Origin of the sequence: Streptosporangium sp. NPDC005286, from assembly GCF_040607515.1 — a bacterium.
Taxonomy (GTDB): Bacteria; Actinomycetota; Actinomycetes; order Streptosporangiales; family Streptosporangiaceae; genus Streptosporangium.
In genome coordinates this window covers 24164-44564 of sequence record NZ_JBEXGU010000051.1, presented here as the reverse complement: position 1 = coordinate 44564, position 20401 = coordinate 24164, and the positions used below count along the sequence as shown (strand labels likewise).

The window sequence follows — 20401 nt, the reverse complement described above, 5'->3', positions numbered from 1 at the left end:
CGGCCATCACCACCCGGCGAGTCGATGGCAACGGCGCAGGCGAGGTCGCGCAGCTCCGGCGTCACGCTTCGCAGGGGAAAGAACAGACCGAAGCCCGGAAACAGGCCGGCAGGTCACGGGTGATCCGTGGTGTCGACGCCGACGGCGGCCGGTCCGTGAAGGTCCGGCCGCCGTCGGTCTGACGGAGGGCTACTTCCAGGTGTCGTTGCTGGTGTGGGTGCCGGTGGCCGGGGTGGTGAGGGTCCGGTTGGCGCCGGACTCCCAGGTGACGGCGCCGTCGGGGTTCTTCTTGATGTACTTGTACTCGACGGCGGTGTTGGGGGGCAGGTTGACCGCTACCCGCCAGATCGGGTAGTCGGCCGAGGACAGGGCGATCGCCTGGCCGGGGTTCCAGCCGCCGAGGGCGGGGATGTTGCCGACGACGAAGACGTTCTGGCCGTAGTAGGTGGTGACGTTGGCGTTGAAGGAGGTGGCGATCTGCGAGGCGGTGTCGCCGCGGAAGGTCTCGGTGACGGCGTGGGTCCCGCTCGCGGGGGTGGTGAGGGTCCGGTTGGCGCCGGACTCCCAGGTGACGGCGCCGGCGGTGGTCTTCTTGATGAACTTGTACTCCACCGCGGTGGACTTGGGCAGGTCGATGACTCCGGAGTACAGGTTGTTGCCCTGCGCGGTCAGCTTGATCGCACCGGCCGGGGCCCATGAGCCGAGGGCCGGGATGCCGCCGACGACGTAGAGGTTCTGGTCGGTGGCCGCGGTGGCGGTGACGGTGAACGTGGTGGCGATCTTGTCGCTGACGGGAGCCGGCACGTAGGTGTCGGTCCGGGTGGCGGTGCCGCTCGCCGGGGTGGTGAAGGTCCGGTCGGCCACTTCGGCCTGGGCGACCGTCGCGCCTTCCTTGATCAGGTACTTGTAGGAGACGGCCGTGGAGGCGGGCAGCTGGACGACGCCGGTGTAGCCGCCGCCGGGGGCGGCGACGAGCGCGACGGAGCCGGCGTTGTCGCCGCCGCCGAGGGCCGGGATGTTCCCGACGACGTGCAGGGTCTGCCCGGCGGTGAGGTCGGCGGTGACGTTGAAGGTCGTCGCGATCTTGGTGATGTCCGCCTTGGCGTTGACGTGGATCGCGACCGCGTTGTTGGCGGGGACGGTCACGGTGGCCTGGCCGCCGGAGACCGTGATCTTCGTGCCGGTGCAGCCGGTGGTGGTGGCGGCGCCGGAGATGACGTCGCAGTACTCGCCGTCGGCCAGGCCGGTGGTGAACTGCGCGGTGGCGGCGCTGCCGGAGTCGTTGATGCCGATCCAGGCGCGGTCGCCGCGGCGGAAGCCGATGACGTTGCTGTTGACGACCTTGAAGTCCGAGACGGTCTTGACGGACCTGGCGGCGTTGGCCCAGCCGACCATGCCCTTGATCCCGGTGGACTGGGTCAGGCAGTTCCAGCTGCTGCCGCAGGAGGTGTCGGTGACGAATCCGTTGCCGTCGGAGGGCGGGGACTGGTTGCGGTTGTCGTAGGTGAAGCTGTCGTAGACCGAGGGCTTGCCGTGCGGGTAGGCCAGCACGAAGTAGTTGGCGAGGGTGTAGTCGGTGCCGTTGCGCCAGGAGAGGGTGACGCCGTCGCGTTCGAGGTCGTGGTTGGTGACCATGGCGAAGACGTTGGCGCTGGGCGCGTCCAGGTTCCAGCTCCCGATGCTCCCGAGGTTGGAGATCGCCCCCTGGAACTGGGCCTTGACGCCCTTGGCGTAGGCGAAGTCCAGGACATCGCCGTTGCCGATGAACGCCCGCGCCTTCAGCGCGTCGTTGCCGGCGCCATCGAAGATCTCCTGGGCGACGTACGGGCGCTTGTTCTCCGCGACGGTGTTGTTCAGCTTGCCGAGGATCGCCGCGAAGTCGGACTTCTGCATGTGCTTGACCGCGTCGACGCGGAACCCATCCACGCCGAGCCCGATCAGGTCGTTCAAGTAAGCCGCGATCTTGTTGCGGACAGACTCCTTCTCGGTGTACAGGTCCGACAGCGACAGCAGCTCGCAACTGGTCACCTGGGACTCGTTGTTCCAGTCGTTGATCCCGCCGCCGGTCGGGCAGTTGTCGCCCGGGTGGTGGAAGTCTCCGTACCCGTACGGGACGGCCGGGTAGCTGTAACCGGTGAAGGACGTTCCGGCGTAGCCGGTCACGCCGCCGGGGTTGTTCGTCCCCGCCATGTGGTTGACGACCGCGTCCACGTAGACGCGTACGCCCGCGTTGTGGCAGGCCGTCACCATCGAGGCGAACTGGGCCCGGTTACCGAACCGGGAGTCGAGCCTGTAGGAGACCGGCTGGTACACCTCGTACCACGGATGCACCCCGTCACTGCTGTTCGGAAGGCTCACCGACTCCTGCGGCGGCGCGACCTGGACCGCGCCGTACCCGGCCGGTCCGAGATGGTTCGTACACGCCGCGGAGACGGACTTCCAGTTCCATTCCCACAGATTGGCCGTCACCTCGCTGTCGTTCAGCGTGACGGCGGCGCTCGCGGGAGGTGCGGCGACCACGGCGGTCACCGGGGTGATGCCGAGTGCGGCGACCGCGGCGGCGAGGAGGACATGGCGGATCCTGCTGCGCAGGCGTGACCTAGCTCGTTCCATGGGGGGATGGACCTACTTCCGAGGACGAAGGTGCGCTTTGGGGCAGGGGACGGCCGTCCATCTAGCAGAACAATCTTTGATCTCTGCAAGAATTTCAAGAGCTTTCAGCAAGATTTATGAAACTTGCCGGTAATAGAGCCGTCGCTTACATTTCCACTGTCACCGGCGACCCGAGTACGGTGCCGGGGTGAGCCGGGACGCCGTCGCCTGTACCGGTCCGGCCTAGATGATCGATTCCAAGGGGTTCAGTGGTCGTAGGCGGTCAGGGCGCGCAGGACTGGCTGGTCGGTGTGGTCGTTGTGCCAGATTGCGGCGGTGAGGGCGAGGATGCGTTGCAGGACGCGGACGGCCACTCCGCCAGGAGTGCGGCCGCGGTGCCGTTCGAGGTCGAGTTGACCCTTGAAGGTTTCGTTGATCGACTCGATGACCTGTCGCAGCGGCTTGAACAGCTGCGACCCGGACCGCTCGGCCTCGCCTTTGCGGGCCGGCCGCAGCAGCCGGACACCCAGCTCGGCCAGCCGCTGTTCGAACTCGTGGCCGAAGTAGTTCTTATCGCCGATCAGCGTCTGGCCCGGGCGCTCTGTGGTGAGCTGGGACTCGGCGTCGAGCAGGTCCAGCAGGGTCTCGCGTTCGTTGGCCTTGGCTCCGGTCAGTGCGAAGGCGACGGGCAAGCCGTGCAGTGTGCAGACTAGGTGCAGCCGCAGTCCCCAGAAGTAACGTGTGTGACTGGCGCAGTACCCGTACTGGGCCCATCCGGCCAGGTCGGAGCGCTTGACGGTCTCACGGGAACGGCTGCACTCAACCGGCGTGGAGTCCACGATCCATACGTCGTCGCTCCACAGCGTGGTGTCCCGGGCCAGCATGCGGGTCACGTGGCGTACGAGGTCTGCGGACTTGCGCAGGCGCTTGTTGTAGCCGGGCTGCTTGGGCAGGTAGGGGAACAGGTACCGCAGGTGGGCATGAGCGTGCCGCAGCCACCGCGCCTCGGAGGTGAAGCCGAGCATGGCCTGCATCATCGCCAGGGTCACCAGCTCGGCATCGCTGAGCTGCGGCGCAATGCCCACAGCCGGCCGCCATGGCCCGAACTGCGGCGAACCCTTCAGCAGATCATCAGTCTTTACATAGAGCGCGGTCGCGAGGGAGTCCAACTCTGTCTTCACGCACCGACATTGGACTCTTTCGCCTCGACTGCGCAGGGGATCGTGGCAATCCCGGCGTGGATACCTTCGACTACGGTGTCAGCACGATCCTGCCGAAGACCTCGCCCGCGTCCATCTTCTGGTGCGCCAGCACGGCTTTGTCCAGTGGCAGCAGGTCGTGCACCACTGTTTCGATCTCGCCGCGACTGGCTGCGGCGAACTGCTCGCTGCGCACGGCACGCAGGTCGGCTTGGGTGACGGTGGCTGCGCTGAAAGTGGCGAAGGACATCGACTTCTGGAACGCCGCCATGACCTTCGTGCCGAAGTCCGCGGGCGGCTGACCTGCGACAGCGCCCACGGCCACCATGCGGCCGTTCGAGTTGAGCCTGTCGAAGAACGACGGCATGTCCTTGCCGGCCACAATGTCGATGATGACGTCATAGCCCGCGGGAGCCTCTTCCCCTCCGTCGCCGGAGCGGTCCAGCACGTAGGTCGCGCCGAGACGGCGCAGCCGCTCGCCGCGCTCGGCCGACGATGTCGTGACCGCCACCGCGGCGGCACCACCGCGAGCCGCGAGCTGCACTGCCATGATCCCGATGCTGCCGGCCGCGCCACGCACCAAGACCGTCTCCCCGGGAGCAAAATGGGCGTGGCGAAGCCCGAAGTGGGCCACCGCACCGGAACTGCCGAGCGTCACCGCGTCGACGGCGGACAGGCTACTGGGCAGGGGAAGGATCTCCTCGACCGGCGTGACGGCCTGTTCGACGTAGCCTCCGCCGGTGCCGGTGAAGCCCCACACCCGCCGGCCAATCCACGACGCATGGACGCCGTCACCGACCGCGGTCACGGTGCCCGCCACCTCGCCACCCGGGATGTGGCCCTCCTTGAAGCCGTAGGCGGCCAGAGCCCCGCTTCGGATCACTGTGTCGACACCACCGACGCCCACCGCCTCGGTGGCGATTAGCACCTGCCCGGCAGCAGGTGTGGGTACCGGCAGGTCGACAACAGCCAGACCTTCAGGACCTCCGTACGTCTGGATCACGATTGCCTTCAATGTCGTCTCCACGTTCTCGGACCGCTCAAGCACGGTCCTGCTCCATACCCGCCACCGATCGCCGCCCGGCGGGAAGGGGCTTCACACCGCGGCCGAGGATCGGTCCCGGTGCTGCGCGCCCCGATGATCTCGGCGAGCTTCTACACCTCGAACGGTAACGGACGCCCCCGTCCGCTTAGGTAAAGTGAGAGTGGTGACCGACCATTTGCCTCATAAGCTGCGTTCCGACGCGATGGACAACCGCGACCGCATCCTCGACGCGGCCCGAGCGCTGTTCTCGGCCGACGGCCTGGATGTGCCGATGCGGGAGATCGCGCGGCGCGCCGGGGTGGGACCTGCCACCTTGTACCGTCGCTTCCCGACTAAGCAGATGCTGGTCGCCGATGCCTTCGCGGACCAGCTGAACGCATGTCGCGCCATTGTCGACGAGGGGTGCGCAGATCCTGATCCGTGGCGTGGCCTGTGCCTGGTGATCGAGAAAATCTGTGAGCTGCACGCACGCGATCGGGGCTTCACCGAAGCCTTCCTGTCAACGCTCCCGGGGGCGCCGGATGTCGCGGGACGTGAGTACACGGTGAAAGCAGTCGCCGGACTGGCCCAGCGAGCCAAGGACGCAGGGCCCCTGAGGCCCGACTTCGTCCTGGACGACCTCATTCTCGTACTCATGGCCAACAAGGGGATCCACGCCACATCTACCGCCACCCAGGTCATGGCCTCCCGACGCTTCGCAGGGCTGGCGATCCAGGCGTTCGAAGCCTGCCCTCACCACGCACCGCTGCCACCAGCGGCACGACTGGCATCCGCAGCACCGGCCAGCGCCTGACCGTGGGCGAGCGGTATCCACGCTCGACGCGCGAACCACTGAACCCCTTGGAATAGATCGTCTAGGATCGGAGGCGGCAACGGCCCTTCCATTCAGCACGCTCAGCTTCCTGCCCGGCGAGACCGCCCGGGCGGCGGTGGAACTGCTCGTCGACCGCATCGAAGGGCGCGAGGGTGACCACGGCCGCCTCTTCTCGGCCGACTTCCAGATCCGCGCGTCTTCGGTCTTTCCCAGCCGGCGGCCCGCGGCGTCCCCACTCACTCCTGGGTGACGCTCGGGCGGAATCGGTCTCGGAACTCGCGGGGTGGGACGCCGGGCCCAGCCCCGAAGAGCTTGCTGAAACGGCTGGGCCCTGAATGCCCCAGCGGGCCGCCACCGCGTACGCGGGCAGATGGGCGGGGGCGGGAAAACCTCGCTGTGCCCTCCTACAGGGGTATGGCGGTGGTGAGGCGGATGTCGTCGAGTGAATGCCCGGTCTGGAGCACGTAGTCCCCGGAGACCAGGCGCCATCCGTGCTCGCTCCAGACCTCGGCCGCGCGGCGCGGGATCTCGACGGACACCTCGGCGGCCTCGCCGGGGTCGGCCTCGGCGACGGCGAACCCGACCAGCCAGCGGGCGGGCCGGGACTCGTCGGGCACCGCGGGTGCCAGGTAGACCTGCACCACCTCGCGGCCGGGACGGTCGCCGGTGTTGCGCACCCGGACGGTGAGCGTCCCGTCGGCGTACCCGGCGGACTCGTAGTGCCAGGTCGTGTATCCGAGACCGGCTCCGAACCCGTAGGCGGGAGCCGTCCCCGACCGCTCCCAGGCGCGGTAGCCGACGAAGACGCCCTCCTCGTACCGCAGCACACCGTCGACGGGGGTGACGTCGATGACCGGACACTCCTCGAGCACGCCGGGCCAGGTGGTCGGCAGGCGGCCGCCCGGCTCCGTACGGCCGAGCACCACGTCGGCCAGCGCGTGGCCACCCTCCTGGCCGGGGAACCAGGTGAGCAGGATGGCCGCGACCTCTTCCCGCCACGGCATCTCCACAGGGGAGCCGGCGTTGACCACGACGACCGTCCGCGGGTTGGCGGCGGCCACCCGGGACACCAGCTCGTCCTGGCGGCCGGGCAGCTTCAGCGACGTGCGGTCGAAGCCCTCGCTCTCCACCTCCTTGGTCGTGGCCACGACGACCACGGCGACGTCCGCCGCCGAGGCGACCCGCACGGCCTCCTCGATCAGCTCGTCCGAACCGGGCGACGGCTCCCGGTGACCGAGCGTGGCGCCGACGAAGGGGAACGACAGCAGGCCGGACCGGGGCAGCGTGTGCTCGAGGCGGACGTCGACCGGCTCCCCGGCGCGCAGCTCCACGTCGACGACGGTGTGCGGCGGCGCCATGAACAACGCGATCGGGTCATCGCCCGCCGGGACCATCGTCCCGTCGAAGCGGGCCTGCCCGCCGACGACGAGCCGGAAGCGGCCGACTCCCTCGATCGAGAGCCGGTGCACGCCGCCGACCGCGGGAGTGAACGTGCCGGTGATCTCGACGCTGCGCAGCTCTTGGAAGGCCACGCCTTCCGGCATCTCGCCGAACCACTGGATCACCCCCTCGGACAGCGGGAAATCGCCGAGCATCCGCCCGTCCTTCGCCCGGCAGACCGCGCGCAGCGGGAAGCGCGCCGGGTTGAACCTGCCGCTGGGGTCGGCCCCGCGGGCGTACGCCATCCGGATCCCCGCGGACGCGAGCCCGTCGTACGGTGACACGACATGGGAGGGGAAGACCTGCGCGCTGCCCCCGCCCATCACGCGGGCCTCCTTCGCCGCTCCTCCGATGAGGGCCACGCTCGTGTCCGGGCCGAACGGCAGGACGCCGTCGTTGCGCACCAGCGTGAACGACGCCGCCGCCACCTCACGGGCCAGCGCCTCCCCGTCGACGGCCGGAAGGGGTTCGGCGCGGGACGCGCCCTCCAGGGCGCCCACCCGGCGGGCCAGGGTCAGCACCCGGCGTGCGTGCTCGTCCACGATCTCCTCGTCCAGCTCTCCGGCGCGTACGGCCGCCGCGAGCGCCGGGCCGTACACGGTGCCGGGGCCGGGCATGGCGATGTCGAGCCCGCCGAGCGCGGCGCGGATCGTGTCGCGGGCGGCCGTCCAGTCGGAGACGATGACGCCGTCGAAACCCCACTCGTCGCGCAGGACCTTGTTCTGCAGCTCGTCATGTTCTGTCATGGTGGGCCCGTTGACGCTGTTGTAGGCCGCCATGACGCCGAACGGCCCCGCCTTCTTCACCACGAGCTCGAAGGGGGCCAGGTAGAGCTCGCGCAGGGCGCGCTCGCCGACCAGGACGTTGGCGGTCATCCGCTCGGTCTCGAAGTCGTTGGCCACGAAGTGCTTGACCATGGCGGCGACCCCGCCCTCCTGGACTCCGATGACGTAAGCGGCGGCGATCTCGCCGCTCAGCATCGGGTCCTCGGAGTAGCACTCGAAGTGCCGGCCGCCGAGGGGGGAGCGGTGCAGGTTGACGGTCGGTGCCAGCAGCACGTGAACGCCCTTGCGGCGGGCCTCCTGGGCCAGCAGGTTGCCGACGCGGCGGGCCAGCGCCACATCCCAGGTCGCGGCCAGGGCGGTCGGGCTCGGCAGGGCGATGGACGGGTCGTCGGCCGTCCACCTGGCGCCTCGGACGCCGATCGGCCCGTCCGACATGACGATCGCATCGAGGCCGGCGCCGGGCGCCGCGGGCAGGCTCCACATGTCCTGACCGGCCAGGATGCGCGCCTTGGTGTCCAGGTCGAGTTTGCTCAGCGCCTGTTCCACGATGTCGTCGTGCTCGATTCCCGACACGGTCAGCGAACCTCCTTGATGCGAGTGACCAGAACTGTGCCCACGATCACGCCGATCGGGGCGAAGAGGAAGAGTGCGGGCCGGTTCCTCCGGCGGTCGCGCGGAGCGTCGCCGGGGAACCGGGGCCGGCGAGGGCGAGGCGGCGCGCGAAACCAGCGGGTGCGGTGGCCGGGAGAACGCCGGGCCTCCCTGGACCGACGACGAGGGGTCCGGCCACGTGATCTCCTTGAACCTCGCTGTACGCGCTTTCCCTCGGGAGTATGCCCGCAATTACCGAATGGTCGGTAGGTCATGATATGTAATTGTTATTCTTGCTGATCACGTTAGGCTCGGCGCGACGAGAGGGGTTGACGCATGGTGCGACGCCGAGGATCACGCGAGAGCCGGCGGGAGGAGATCCTGCTGGCCGCGCTCGACGTATTCGCCGAACGCGGCTACACGGGGGCGTCGATCGCGTCGATCGCCGAGCGGGTGGGCCTCAGCCAGCAGGGGGTGCTGCATTACTTCCCGAGCAAGGATCGGCTGCTCGCCGAGGTTCTGCAGTTGCGCGACGAGCGCAACCTCGACGTGCTCGTGCTGCCCGGTGAGGGGGGAGCGATCACGCTGGACACCGTGGCCGCGCTGGTCGAGTACAACGCACAGCGCCGCGGCATCGTGCAGTCCTTCACCGTGCTCTCCGCGGAGAGCGTGATCGAGGACCACCCGGCCAGGGATTTCTTCAAGGAGCGCTACGGAACCTCCCGCGCCTGGATGGCCGAGGTGATCCGCGCCGAACTCGGCGACGAGTTGCCCGCCGGCCTCACACCCGAGCAGGCCGCGCCGCTGATGTTCGCGGTGATGGACGGACTCCAGCTCCAGTGGCTGCTCGCCCCCGACGAGATCGACATGCCGGGGCTGTTCCGCGCCTTTCTCTCCCTCCTGAAAGCCCGCCACCCGGTCTCCGAATAGCACCCCCGTGGTCTTGTGGCGCGGGGCTCGCTTCCGCCACAGTTGCTCGGGGCGGATGTCATCGACACCCGTGAAAACCGGGCATCCAACACAGGAGGCGGGGGCGGATGGACACGATCGTCGGGGTGCACGGTATCGGTAAGTACCGCTACTACCGCGACGCGGGTAACTCGGTCAGCGGCGCGGCGGTCGCGATGCGCGACAAGTGGGACCGCTACCTGCACAAGGGCCTGACCGGCGGCAAGCCGCACGCCAAGGAGCGCTACATCACCGAGATCGCCTACTACGCCCACCTGCTGGGTGAGAGCAAGGACGACTCCAGGCGCGCGGTGCGGAGCATGAACGTCGGCGCCCAGGAGGTCTTCGTCGCCTGGGCCAAGCAGCTCGACTCGGTGGGGGAGGGGCTGACCGGCGCCCTGCACCGGATGACCGGCTGGCTGCTGGACCGGTTGCAGGGCAACGCCGTCGACTTCGCCAGGTTCTTCTGTCCCGAGGTCGCCGCCTACATGATGGCCGGGAGCGAGGCGCGCGAGAAGTCGAGGGCGGCTGTGGCCGAGGTGATCAGGCGGAACCGGCCCAGGGTGGTGATCGCGCACTCGCTGGGCAGCGTGGTGACCTACGAGACGCTCTGGGCCAACCCCGACCTGGAGGTCGACCTGCTGATCACTCTGGGCAGTCCGCTCGGCATGCGCAATGTGATCTTCGAGCGCCTGATGCCCGCACCGGTCAACGGCTGGGGCGGCCGGCCTCCCAAGGTCAGGCGGTGGGTGAACATCGCCGACAAGGACGACATCGCGGCGATCCCGCCGGGGCTGCGGACCTGCTTCACCGGCGTCGACCAGGAGGCGCTGGTCAACCTCGACTGGCTCGACTTCCACACCGTGGAGAAGTACCTGGGTTGCGGCGCTCTCACCCCCCACCTCAAGCCCTACCTGGGATGACCCGCCCGCTCGGGTTCACCGCCGCGGAGGCCGTCGCCTCCTGAACCGTCACTCCGGGGCTCGGGCGCGGCCACCGCGGGGAAGCCGATCCTTCGCCTCGATGTCGCCCGCCGGTCGGCCGATGTTCAGTCACGGTGGGTAAGGCATTTGCCTGTGCAACGGCTGTTCATCCTGCCTTGATGCTCAGGCCATGGCGGGGAAAGCTGGGGCGGTTGCACTGGTGGTGTGGAGCAGAAGCTGTCACGCAGAGTGTTTCTTTCCGCCGCCGCCGGTGCGGGCGGCCTGTTGCTCACCGGGGCCGGGCACGGCCCGGCCCGGACCCTCGCCGGCGACCCGTTCAGGCTCGGCATCGCCTCCGGCGACCCGTCGGCGGACGGCGTCGTGCTGTGGACCAGGCTCGCCCTCGACCCGCTCGGCCCGGACGGCCGGGGCGGGATGCCGGCCAGGGACGTGGACGTCGAATGGCAGCTCGCCACCGACGAGCGGTTCGCCAAGGTGGTCCGCGCGGGCACCGAGACCGCGCGCCGGCAGCGGGCGCACAGCGTCCACGTCGAGGTGGACCACCTGGAGCCAGGCCGGGAGTACTTCTACCGTTTCCGGGCCGAGGGCCACCTGTCGCCGACCGGTCGCACCCGCACCGCCCCGTCCGCTGTGTCTTCATCGTCCCCGCTGACCTTCGCCATCGCCGCCTGCGCCCACTACGAGCACGGTTTCTACACGGCGTACCGGAGGCTGGCCGAGCAGGATCCCGAGCTGGTCGTCCACCTGGGCGACTACATGTACGAGTACGCGCCACGGGGGTACACGGCCCTCGCCGGGAGCGTACGGCAGCACACCTCGGGCACCTGCGCCACGCTGGCCGACTACCGGATGCGGCACGCGCAGTACAAGAGCGACGCCGACCTGCAGGCGGCGCACGCGGTCGCGCCGTGGCTGGTGACCTTCGACGACCATGAGATCGAGAACAACTGGGCGGGAGAGGTCTCCAGCTCCGGGGACCCGGCGTTCGCCCGGCGCAGGGCCAACGCCTTCCAGGCGTACTACGAGAACATGCCGCTGCGCCGGACGAGCGTGCCCGGCGGGGCGTCGATGCGGGTCCACCGCCGGGTGGACTGGGGGCCGCTGGCCCGTTTCCACCTGCTCGACACCCGGCAGTTCCGCGACGACCAGGCCTGCGAGGACGGGCTCAGGTCCGGCTGCGACGACAGGCTGGCCACCGGGCGCACCCTGCTCGGCGAGGACCAGCGGAGCTGGCTGCTCGACGGCCTCGCGAGCTCCGGCGCCCGCTGGAACCTGGTCGGCCAGCAGATCCTGATGGCCCAGCGTGACTCCAGGGTCGGGCCGGGCATCGAGGTCAACATGGACTCCTGGGACGGCTACGCCGCCGAGCGCACCCGCCTGCTGACCGGATTCCGGGACACGGGCGCGGCCAACCCGGTGGTGCTGACCGGAGACGCGCACATGCACCACGCGGCGGACCTGAGGCTCGACTTCGACGACCCGGACTCACCCCGGATCGCGGTGGAACTCGTCACCTCCTCGATCGCCAGCGACGGCGACGGTTACCGCGACGAGAGCCGGGTCGCCGCGACGATCGCCGAGAACCCGCACATCTCCTACCTCGACCAGCGGCGCGGTTACATCGTCTGCCGGGTCACGCCACAGGAGCTGCACGCCGACTTCCGCACGCTCGACTACATCAGCAGGCGCGGCGCTCCGGCGAAGACCGGTGCTCGGTTCACCATTCCGGCAGGACAGGCGGCACTGACCTAAAGCGCCAGAGGAATTCCTGAAGAGATGTTGGATGATGCCGCTTATGAGTCCCCTCACCACGAGACTCGGCGCCGTGGCTCTCGCCATGGCGCTGGGTGGCACCCTCCTCGTCCAGCCCTCCGCCTCGGCCGCCAGGTCCGCGCTACCCACCGCACCCGCCGTGTCACCCGCCGCCGCGGCGCCCACCGACTTCAGGTACGTGATCTCCTACCCCAAGCACGTCCGCCGGGGTGGATCCCTCGTCTACACGGTCAAGGTCAGTAACAGGAAGGCCCGCGGCCAGCACTACGTGGCACTCGTCGGGGACTTCCCCAACCGGTTCCGCAAGATCAAGGTGATCTCCAAGCCGCGCAGCGTCAAGTGCTCGGTCAAGCGCCGTGACCTTTCCTGCTGGATCACCTCCCTCGACAAGGGCGACTCGACGACGGTGCGGATCCGCGCCTGGGCGGGCTCGCGCCGGGGCGTCGCCACGGTCAGGTTCGGTGTGATCGTCACCGCCGACGCGAAGGCCGACATCGGTAAGCTCCGCAAGGAGATTTCCCGCCCGGTCAAGGTCAGCACGCGTATCCGTTAGCCTCCCGGCGGACCAGGGGCGTGCGGCCCGGCTCTCCGGTGTCCCGGCCGCACGGCCCGCCGCATGGGACGGGCCCTTCCCGTCCTGCTGCGGAACGAGCCGGAACGAACGGTCAGATCCCGGCGCGGTTCCGGGGACGCCTGGGAGCGCCGTTCGGCTTCGAGGTCGTGCCGGCCTGCAGGAAGTTCTCGATCACGAGGGTGGCCGCGCCCAGCGCGACGGAGTCGACGCCGAGGCGGCCCAGACCGATGGAGACCGTCTTGTACGGCTGCGCCAGGCAGTTGTCCGCGGCGACCTTCCTGATCCTCGTCAGCAGGTGCTCGCCGAGCAGCACGCCGGCCCAGCCGCCGATGATGATCCGCTCAGGGTTGAACAGGTTGATCAGGTTGGCCAGGCCGATGCCCAGATAGGTGACGGTCTCGTCGATGACGGGGGAACCGCCGGCCACCAGTTCGGCCAGCGCGGCCTGCTCGTCGACGCTCTCCGTCCAGGCCCCGGCACGTTCCAGAATGCCCCTGGCCCCCACGTACGCCTCCAGGCAGCCCTCTCCGCCGCAGCGGCACCGGTGCCCGCCGACCATGATCTTCGTATGGCCCCACTCGCCGGCGCTGCTGTTGGCCCCCAGGTACGTGGTTCCGTCGGTGATGATGCTCGCCCCGACTCCCGAGCCGATCAGCACCACCACGGCGTGCCTGGCCCTGCGCCCGACGCCGAACCACAGCTCGGCCTGCCCCATCGACTTGGCGCCGTTGTCCACGAAGAGCGGCAGGTCGGTGCCCGCCCGCAGGAGCCTGCCGAGGGGGACCGCGTCCCATCCGAAGGTCGGGGCGTGGATCAGGGCGTCGGGCCCCGTCTCGACGACGCCGGGAACGCCCACCCCCACGCCGAGCACCCGCTCGGCGGGCACGCCGCTCTCGTTCAGGACCACGTCGATGCCCTCGATGATGTGGCGGACGACCAGATCGACGTCGTGCCGGGTCGGGCGGAGCGCGTACTCGGCCTTGGCCTGGCGGTTCATGTCCAGGTCGAAGAGTTCGACGTGCACGTGCGTCTCGCCGACGTCGACGCCGATGGCGTAGCCGTGGGTGGTGTTGACCCGTAGCAACACGCGCGGCCTGCCTCCGTCGGAGTCGGCCAGGCCCGCCTCGACGATGGTCCCGCTCGCCAGCAGATCTCCCGTCACGTTGCTCACGGTGGCGGGGCTGAGCCCGATGGTCTCACTGAGCTCCTGGCGGCTGGCGGGTCCCTCGAAGTAGAGGGCGCGCAGCACTATCGCCCGGTTGCCTCGGCGTAGGTCGCGGACGGTCCTGTGCTGTGCGTCGAACATGACCATCATCTTAGGTAGCGAGTCGAAGAAAACGGTCGTCTACCGGGGTGAGGACGAGTTTGTGAGGGCGTAGCCGAACAGGGTGCCCTTGGCGGCGGTGGCCAGCGTCCTCGCCGTCGATGGGCGGATGCCGGGGTAGGGGCCCTTCCGCACGGTCCCGCGCAGCAGGGTGAGCTTGCCGTCGCCTGGGGCGGCGATGACCAGGCCGCGGCCCGCGACCATGGCCAGAGCCCCGCCGAAGTCGCCGCCCTCGCCGGTGATCAGCAGGTTGTTGTTCTTGGTGAGCCCGCCGGAGCGGGTACCCGCGAGCACCTGGACGGCGTTCTCACCCGGCACCCCGATCGCCAGTTCGTCGTCGCCGTCACCGTTGAGGTCTCCGGCGGCGAGGGCGGCGCCGAAGCGGTCGAAATAGCGCGGTTCCCCCTTCAGGGAGCGCTGCGACCAGGTTTCCGAGACCGCGGTGCGCAGCCCGGCGCGGGAGCCGTAGACGACGTGCACCGTGCCGTCGCCGTAGTCCATCGCCCGCTGGTTCTCGGTCAGGCCCTCGCCCGGTACGCCGATCGCCAGGTCGGCGTGGCCGTCGGCGTTGAAGTCACCGGATGCCAGGGCCTCGCCGAAGAAGTCCCAGGCCTCGGCGCGGCCGCTGATCCCCGGGCTGTCCTGGGTGAGCAAGGTCGCCTTCCGCCGCCGGACGTCGAGCACGGTGACCGAGCCCTGGCCGTTCTTCAGGACCGTGTCCGCGGGCGCGCCCACGGCGACCTCGGCCCGTCCGTCGCCGTCGAAGTCCCCGGTGGCGAGCACCGCGCCGAACTGGTCGGTCTCCTTCTCGGGCTGTCCCACCCATCCGGTCCGCTGCGTGATCATGTACGGCTCGCGTCCGCTGAACCCGTACACCCCGACCGCGCCGCCACCCAGCCCCGGGGCGCCGATCACCAGCTCGTCGTCCCCGTCTCCGTCCAGGTCCCCCGCCGCGAGCGCGGCCCCGAACCGGCCGGAGTCTCGCTCGTGGCCCAGGTCGCCGGCGTCGATCACCCTGCCGGGCCGCAGGCCGTCCGGCGAGCCGTGGAACAGCAGCACCACTCCGTCGCCGTCGGCTCCCGGCCGGGAGCGGTCCTTCTCGGAGACGCCCACGGCCAGGTCGGCGCAGCGGTCGCCGTCGAAGTCACCGGTCGCCAGCGCCGAGCCGAACGCGTCCCCGGTCTCGCTCTCGCCGGGCACGCCGGGGTCGTCCTGGGTCAGCCTCCGGGCGGTGCGCATGTCGTACAGGACGGTGACCGCCCCCGCGCGGGCGTGGCCGCCGGAGCGGGTGTAGGGCGCGGCGACCGCGAGATCGGCCCGTCCGTCGCCGTCGAAGTCGGAGGGTACGCCGGAGCAGGCGTTCGCCATGGAGGGGGAGGTGGAGACCAGAAGGGAGGTGAAGGCAATGGAGACGAGAAACACGGCTCTCATAGCCGTAATGGTTTCCGATAATTCGGACACGCGGCCCACAAGGATATGAAATTCACGTGGCCGGTACGGGTAAAGAACATGCCAGGATTGGAAGCATGGAAATCGACCTGGCCGACCTGGGATTCTGGCGGCGGCCGCTCAAGGAGCGGCATGAGGCGTTCGCGCGGCTTCGGGATCTCGACCGGCCGGTGTTCTTCGAGGAGAAGCGGGTGCCGTTGCTCCGCTCGGGCAAGGGTTTCTACGCGCTGGTCAGGCACGCCGACGTGGTGGAGGCCAGCCGCAACGCCAAGGTGTTCTCCAGCGAGCCCGGCGTGACCAGCCCCGAGCCGCCCGGCTGGGTCAAGCACGTGTTCGGCGAGTCCATGGTCAACATGGACGACCCCCGGCACGCCCGGCTCCGCCGGATCGTCTCCCGCGCGTTCAGCCCGAAGATGCTGAGCAACCTGCAGGGCGACATCGACGCCGCGTGCGCGCGGATCGTCGACGACGTGACGGCCTCGGGGCCCGGCGACTTCGTCACGCAGGTGGCCGCCAAACTGCCCATCCACGTCATCTGCGACATGATGGGCGTCCCGGACGACGTGCGGGCCAGGGTCCACCAGCACGTCGACATCTCCACCGCCTACTCCGGCGTGCGGCCCAGCCTGGCGCACACGGTCAGGATGGCCGCCCAGAACACGCTCGCGCTGCTCGCCCTGCAGCGCCTGGTGATCAACCTGGGCAGGGAGCGCTCGGGGGCACCGGGCAACGACCTGGTCTCCGCGCTGGTCACCGCCAACGTCGACGGTGAGAGGCTGACCGACAGGGAGCTGGGGTCGTTCTTCACGCTCCTGCTCGTGGCGGGCAACGAGACGGCCCGCAACACCATGGCGCACGGTATCAAGCTGCTGACCGACAACCCCGAGCAGCGGCGCCTGCTGGCAGACGACTTCGACGCCCACATCGGCGGCGCCATCGAGGAGATGGTCCGTTACGTCTCACCCATCATGCAGTTCCGCCGCACCGTCACCGAGGACTACGACCTGCGCGGCCTGCAGCTGAAGGCGGGCGACAAGGTGGTGCTCTTCTACGGCTCGGCCAACCGCGACGAGACGGTCTTCCCGGACGCCGACCGGTTCGACATCACCCGGGACACCAAGCCCCACGTGGGCTTCGGCGGTCCGGGGCCGCACTTCTGCCTGGGGGCCAACCTCGCCAGGCAGGAGATCAGGGCGATGTTCCGCGAGCTGTTCACCCGGCTGCCCGAGGTCCGCTCGGTCGGCGAGCCGGAGCTGCTGGTGTCCAACTTCGACAACAGCGTCCGCAGCCAGGCGTTCACCTTCTGAGGGCGGTCACCTGCCGGGCTGGGGAGCCGTCACCGGGCAGCCGGTCTTCGGCTCCGAGCGGATCAGCACGTTCCCCCGGATGGTGAGGAAGGTGAGCAGCGCCGCGAGGCCCATCATCGACGCGCTGACCAGCATGGTCGTATGGAATCCGGTGGTGAAGATCGTGGGGGAGTCGAAGGCGTCACCGGTCAGCCCGGCCAGCGGGGGGATCGCGGCCACCGCGAGCAGCCCGCCGGTCCTGGCGACGGCGTTGTTGACGCCGCTGGCCACCCCCGCGTGCCGCTCGTCGGCGCTGGCCAGCACGGTCGCGGTGAGCGGCGCGACCGCCGCCGACAGACCCAGGCCGAACAGGGTCGTCACGGGCAGAACGTCCACCACGTACGACGAGCCGGGGCCGATCCGCGACATCAGCAGCAGGGCTCCCGCGCAGACCAGGATGCCGGCCGTCATCGGCAGCCGGGGCCCGATCCGCTTGGCCAGCTCGCCCGCCGGGGCCGACAGCAGCAGCATCAGGATCGTCACCGGGATCATCGCGGACCCGGCCAGCAGCGGGGAGAATCCCGCCGACACCTGCAACTGGACCACCAGCAGGAAGAACACCACGCCCATCGCGGCGTACATGACGAACGTGACGACGTTGACCGCGGTGAACACCCTTGACGCGAAGACCTCGACCGGTACGAGCGCCCTGGGCGAGCGCCTGATCTCCAGCCAGACGAACGCGGCGCCCAGCGACACGCCTGCCAGGATCGGGACGACCTCCAGGCCGATCAGGCCGTAGGTGATCCCGGCCAGCGCCAGCGCCGCCAGCGCCGCGCCGAGCACGTCGAACCGGCCGGCGGCCTCGGCGTTCCTGCTCTCCGGGACATGCCGCAGGGCGACCAGCACGACGAGCGCCGACAGCGGCAGGTTGATCAGGAACACCCAGCGCCAGCCGGCCGTCTCCACCAGCCACCCGCCGAGCAGCGGGCCGATGGCCGAGGCCACCCCGCCCAGACCCGACCACGCCCCGATAGCCCTGGGACGGTCCTCGCGGTCGAAGGACGACTGGATGATGGCCAGGGAGCCGGGGGTCAGCAGCGCCCCGCCGATGCCCTGCAGCGCGCGGGCCGCGATCAGCGTCTGCACGTTGGGCGCCAGACCGCACAGGGCGGAGGCGAGGGCGAACCAGACGACGCCGATCAGGAAGATCCTGCGCCTGCCGTACCGGTCACCGAGCGAGCCGCCCAGCAGGATCAGACCCGCCAGGGTGAGGGTGTAGGCGTTGACGGTCCACTGCAGACCGGCCATGTCGGCGCCGAGATCGGCGCCGAGGGCGGGCAGCGCCACGTTGACCACCGTGCTGTCCAGCAGGGCGATGCCGGAACCGAGCACCGTGGTGAGCAGAACCCAGCGTCCCGCCGCAGAATTGAGACGGATGTGACCGTTGTCCATGCCGTCCATCATCGCTGACGCCCCGTGCCCACCTGACCTGCGCGCATGATTCAGAGAATGTCGGGTGACTCTGGTAGGACGGGTCCTGCCACGTTAAGCCTGACGGGAGTTTCCGATGGACTACAGCGAGTTCAACGACGACGTCGACGGTCTCCACCGTGGGGAGTACGCGGGCCTGCCCATCGTGAGCCTGCGCCCGCCGGGGGCGCCCATGCCCGCGGCGGGCGAGGCGGCGTGGCGCATCTCGGTCCGCGTCCACGACGCCAAGGAGACCTTCGAGGAGCACTTCGCGCGCTTCGTGGAGACCGTCGACACCACCGAGGTCAGGGCGATCATCGTCGGCGGCTGGGGTGAGGCCTACGAGAACGACGCCTCGGGGCCCATCCGGCTGCTGGCCGAGAACGCGGCGCGGTTTCCCGCACTGCGTTCGCTCTTCTTCGGCGCGATGTCGTCGGAGGAGTGCGAGATCTCCTGGATCGTGCAGAGCGACGTCACCCCGTTGCTGGCGGCGTTCCCGCTGCTGGAGCGCCTGGAGGTTCGGGGCGGCACCGAGCTGGAGCTGCGGCCGATCCGGCACGACAACCTCAGGATCCTCCGGTTCGAGACGGGCGGCCTGCCGCCAGCGGTGGCCAGGGCGGTCGGCGAGAGCGACTTCCCCGCGCTGGAATACCTGGAGCTCTGGCTCGGGGCGGTGGAGTACGGCGGAGACACCACGGTGGCCGATCTGGAGGGCATCCTGTCCGGCGAGCGGCTGCCCGCGCTCAAGCACCTCGGCCTGCAGGACAGCGAGATCCAGGACGAGGTCGCCACGGCCGTCGCCGCAGCCCCGGTGGTGGCCCGGCTGGAGTCGCTGGCCCTGTCGATGGGCACGCTCACCGACGCGGGTGCCGAGGCGCTGCTGGAGAGCGGGTCGCTGACTCACCTCAGGCGGCTGGACCTGCACCACCACTTCCTGGGCGACGCCATGGTCGAGCGCCTCAGGGCGGCGTTCTCCGGCGTCGAGCTCGACCTGTCCGAACAGGAGAAGCCCGACGACGACTGGTATTACGTCGCGGTCTCCGAATGACCGCGCTCGCCGTCGTCGGCACGCCGGGGGAGCGGCGGGTGACCATGTTCGCCGACGCCTGCGTCCGGCAGGGACTGCGCGAGCCCGCGGTCCTGCCGTGGACGTCCGTGCTGCGCGGCGCGGAGATCCGGATTGAGCCGGAGACGCTGGTACGGATCGACTCGCCGGGGGAGGACGCGGAGACGGACGAGCTGCTGCGCGGAGGCGGCGAGCCGTCCCGGGTCGGCGGCGGGGCCCGCTGGCACGCCGCGTTCGTCGCCGGGGCGGCGCGGGTCAGCGAGGCCGTCGGCCGGACTCCGGGGGCCGTGCTGCTCGCCGACGTCGAGGACATCTCGGTGATGTTCGACAAACGACGCTGCCACGCCAGGCTGTCGGCGGCCGGGGTGCCGGTGCCGCCCGCGCTTCCCGGACCGATCCGCGGCTATGCCGAGCTGCGCGAGCGGATGGGCGAGGCCCGCTGGGGGCGGGTGTTCGTCAAACCGGCCCATGGCTCGTCGGCCTCGGGGGTCGTCGCCCTGCACGCGTCGGGCGACCGGGTCAGGGCGGTGACCTCGGCGGAGCTGACCTCCGGGGGGCTGCGCAACTCCCTGCGGGTCAGGTGCTACGAGGACGAGTCCGACCTGGCGGCGATCGTCGAGGCGCTGGCCGGAGACGGGCTGCACGTCGAGCGATGGTTTCCCAAGGCGAGCCTCGGCGGGCGCGCGATCGATCTGAGGGTGGTCGTCGTGGACGGCACGCCCACCCACGTGGTCGTCCGCACGAGCCGGGGGCCCATAACGAACCTGCACCTCGGCGGTCTGCGCGGCGACCTCGGCGAGGTCAGGGCCGGACTCGGCGCCGAGGGATGGGAACGGGCCCTGGAGGTCTGCGCACGGGCGGCAGCCTGCTTTCCCGGGAGTCCGGCCGCCGGGGTCGACCTGATGGTCGGGGCCGACTGGCACGATCTCGCGGTGGCCGAGGTCAACGCGTTCGGCGACCTGCTGCCCCGGCTGGAGGGCCTGCCCGGTAGCGGCGCGGAGGGCCTCGACACCTACGGTGCCCAGGTCCGCGCGATCCTCGCCCGGTACTCGCCGCAGGGGGCGGGGAGAACCGCGACCCGGGCGGTCCCGTGACCTC

The 20401-nt window shown here is 69.9% G+C and carries 15 protein-coding genes; 8 read left to right on the top strand and 7 right to left on the bottom strand.

All coding sequences use genetic code 11. The features are described from left to right. Window positions 1-189: 189 nt before the first annotated feature. The 3 genes from ABZU75_RS20325 to ABZU75_RS20315 form a co-directional block, all read right to left on the bottom strand. A complete protein-coding gene (locus ABZU75_RS20325; protein WP_355556188.1) occupies window positions 190-2613 on the bottom strand; it encodes a carbohydrate-binding module family 20 domain-containing protein in 2424 nt (807 codons plus the stop codon). Window positions 2614-2858: 245 nt separating this feature from the next. Then, window positions 2859-3773 (bottom strand): IS982 family transposase, encoded by a 915-nt coding sequence (locus ABZU75_RS20320; protein WP_355556185.1) that lies wholly within the window; start codon window positions 3771-3773, stop codon window positions 2859-2861. Between the two features lie 70 nt (window positions 3774-3843). Then, window positions 3844-4839: a zinc-binding dehydrogenase gene (locus tag ABZU75_RS20315; protein WP_355556182.1), complete on the bottom strand. Its 996-nt coding sequence runs from the start codon at window positions 4837-4839 to the stop codon at window positions 3844-3846. Between the two features lie 160 nt (window positions 4840-4999). Between ABZU75_RS20315 and ABZU75_RS20310 the strand changes: the two genes are divergently transcribed. Further along, a complete protein-coding gene (locus ABZU75_RS20310; protein ID WP_355556179.1) occupies window positions 5000-5629 on the top strand; it encodes a helix-turn-helix domain-containing protein in 630 nt (209 codons plus the stop codon). A gap of 425 nt (window positions 5630-6054) precedes the next feature. On the opposite strand, the gene ABZU75_RS20305 is transcribed toward ABZU75_RS20310, so the two are convergent. Beyond that, on the bottom strand, window positions 6055-8448 hold the full coding sequence (locus ABZU75_RS20305; RefSeq protein WP_355556176.1) for a glycoside hydrolase family 3 C-terminal domain-containing protein: 2394 nt from the start codon (window positions 8446-8448) through the stop codon (window positions 6055-6057). Between the two features lie 354 nt (window positions 8449-8802). Between ABZU75_RS20305 and ABZU75_RS20300 the strand changes: the two genes are divergently transcribed. The 4 genes from ABZU75_RS20300 (at window position 8803) to ABZU75_RS20285 (ending at window position 12684) form a co-directional block, all read left to right on the top strand. Further along, complete coding sequence (locus ABZU75_RS20300; protein WP_350919575.1) at window positions 8803-9396, top strand: TetR/AcrR family transcriptional regulator; 594 nt, start codon at window positions 8803-8805, stop codon at window positions 9394-9396. Between the two features lie 107 nt (window positions 9397-9503). Continuing rightward, window positions 9504-10337 carry a hypothetical protein gene (locus ABZU75_RS20295; RefSeq protein ID WP_355556173.1) on the top strand — a complete coding sequence of 278 codons (834 nt, stop codon included), beginning with the start codon at window positions 9504-9506 and terminating at the stop codon, window positions 10335-10337. Window positions 10338-10562: 225 nt separating this feature from the next. Continuing rightward, window positions 10563-12110, top strand: a complete 1548-nt coding sequence (locus ABZU75_RS20290; protein ID WP_355556170.1) for an alkaline phosphatase D family protein — start codon at window positions 10563-10565, stop codon at window positions 12108-12110. A gap of 43 nt (window positions 12111-12153) precedes the next feature. Continuing rightward, on the top strand, window positions 12154-12684 hold the full coding sequence (locus ABZU75_RS20285; RefSeq protein WP_355556167.1) for a hypothetical protein: 531 nt from the start codon (window positions 12154-12156) through the stop codon (window positions 12682-12684). 112 nt (window positions 12685-12796) lie between these two features. On the opposite strand, the gene ABZU75_RS20280 is transcribed toward ABZU75_RS20285, so the two are convergent. Together ABZU75_RS20280 and ABZU75_RS20275 are read right to left on the bottom strand one after the other, a co-directional pair. Next, the gene (locus tag ABZU75_RS20280; protein ID WP_355556164.1) at window positions 12797-14011 is read right to left on the bottom strand and encodes an ROK family transcriptional regulator; all 1215 of its coding nucleotides are present in this window, start codon (window positions 14009-14011) and stop codon (window positions 12797-12799) included. Between the two features lie 39 nt (window positions 14012-14050). Further along, window positions 14051-15460 carry an FG-GAP repeat protein gene (locus ABZU75_RS20275; RefSeq protein WP_355556161.1) on the bottom strand — a complete coding sequence of 470 codons (1410 nt, stop codon included), beginning with the start codon at window positions 15458-15460 and terminating at the stop codon, window positions 14051-14053. A 95-nt stretch (window positions 15461-15555) separates the two neighbouring features. Between ABZU75_RS20275 and ABZU75_RS20270 the strand changes: the two genes are divergently transcribed. Further along, a complete protein-coding gene (locus ABZU75_RS20270) occupies window positions 15556-16785 on the top strand; it encodes a cytochrome P450 (RefSeq protein ID WP_355556158.1) in 1230 nt (409 codons plus the stop codon). A 6-nt stretch (window positions 16786-16791) separates the two neighbouring features. On the opposite strand, the gene ABZU75_RS20265 is transcribed toward ABZU75_RS20270, so the two are convergent. Then, a complete protein-coding gene (locus ABZU75_RS20265; protein WP_355556155.1) occupies window positions 16792-18219 on the bottom strand; it encodes an MFS transporter in 1428 nt (475 codons plus the stop codon). 115 nt (window positions 18220-18334) lie between these two features. On the opposite strand from ABZU75_RS20265, the gene ABZU75_RS20260 reads away from it, so the two are divergent. Both ABZU75_RS20260 and ABZU75_RS20255 read left to right on the top strand, forming a co-directional pair. Continuing rightward, window positions 18335-19285 carry an STM4015 family protein gene (locus ABZU75_RS20260; RefSeq protein ID WP_355556152.1) on the top strand — a complete coding sequence of 317 codons (951 nt, stop codon included), beginning with the start codon at window positions 18335-18337 and terminating at the stop codon, window positions 19283-19285. Continuing rightward, window positions 19282-20397 (top strand): STM4014 family protein, encoded by a 1116-nt coding sequence (locus ABZU75_RS20255; RefSeq protein WP_355556149.1) that lies wholly within the window; start codon window positions 19282-19284, stop codon window positions 20395-20397. Before ABZU75_RS20260 ends, ABZU75_RS20255 begins: the two co-directional genes overlap by 4 nt. The last annotated feature ends 4 nt before the right edge of the window (window positions 20398-20401 follow it).

Bases quoted from the DNA above. Each gene is read 5' to 3' on its own strand.
- ABZU75_RS20285 (WP_355556167.1), top strand. From the start codon at position 12,154: ATGAGTCCCCTCACCACGAGACTCGGCGCCGTGGCTCTCGCCATGGCG.
- ABZU75_RS20300 (WP_350919575.1), top strand. From the start codon at position 8,803: ATGGTGCGACGCCGAGGATCACGCGAGAGCCGGCGGGAGGAGATCCTG.
- ABZU75_RS20280 (WP_355556164.1), bottom strand. From the start codon at position 14,011: ATGTTCGACGCACAGCACAGGACCGTCCGCGACCTACGCCGAGGCAAC.
- ABZU75_RS20265 (WP_355556155.1), bottom strand. From the start codon at position 18,219: ATGGACAACGGTCACATCCGTCTCAATTCTGCGGCGGGACGCTGGGTT.
- ABZU75_RS20295 (WP_355556173.1), top strand. From the start codon at position 9,504: ATGGACACGATCGTCGGGGTGCACGGTATCGGTAAGTACCGCTACTAC.
- ABZU75_RS20325 (WP_355556188.1), bottom strand. From the start codon at position 2,613: ATGGAACGAGCTAGGTCACGCCTGCGCAGCAGGATCCGCCATGTCCTC.
- ABZU75_RS20255 (WP_355556149.1), top strand. From the start codon at position 19,282: ATGACCGCGCTCGCCGTCGTCGGCACGCCGGGGGAGCGGCGGGTGACC.
- ABZU75_RS20270 (WP_355556158.1), top strand. From the start codon at position 15,556: ATGGAAATCGACCTGGCCGACCTGGGATTCTGGCGGCGGCCGCTCAAG.
- ABZU75_RS20260 (WP_355556152.1), top strand. From the start codon at position 18,335: ATGGACTACAGCGAGTTCAACGACGACGTCGACGGTCTCCACCGTGGG.
- ABZU75_RS20275 (WP_355556161.1), bottom strand. From the start codon at position 15,460: ATGAGAGCCGTGTTTCTCGTCTCCATTGCCTTCACCTCCCTTCTGGTC.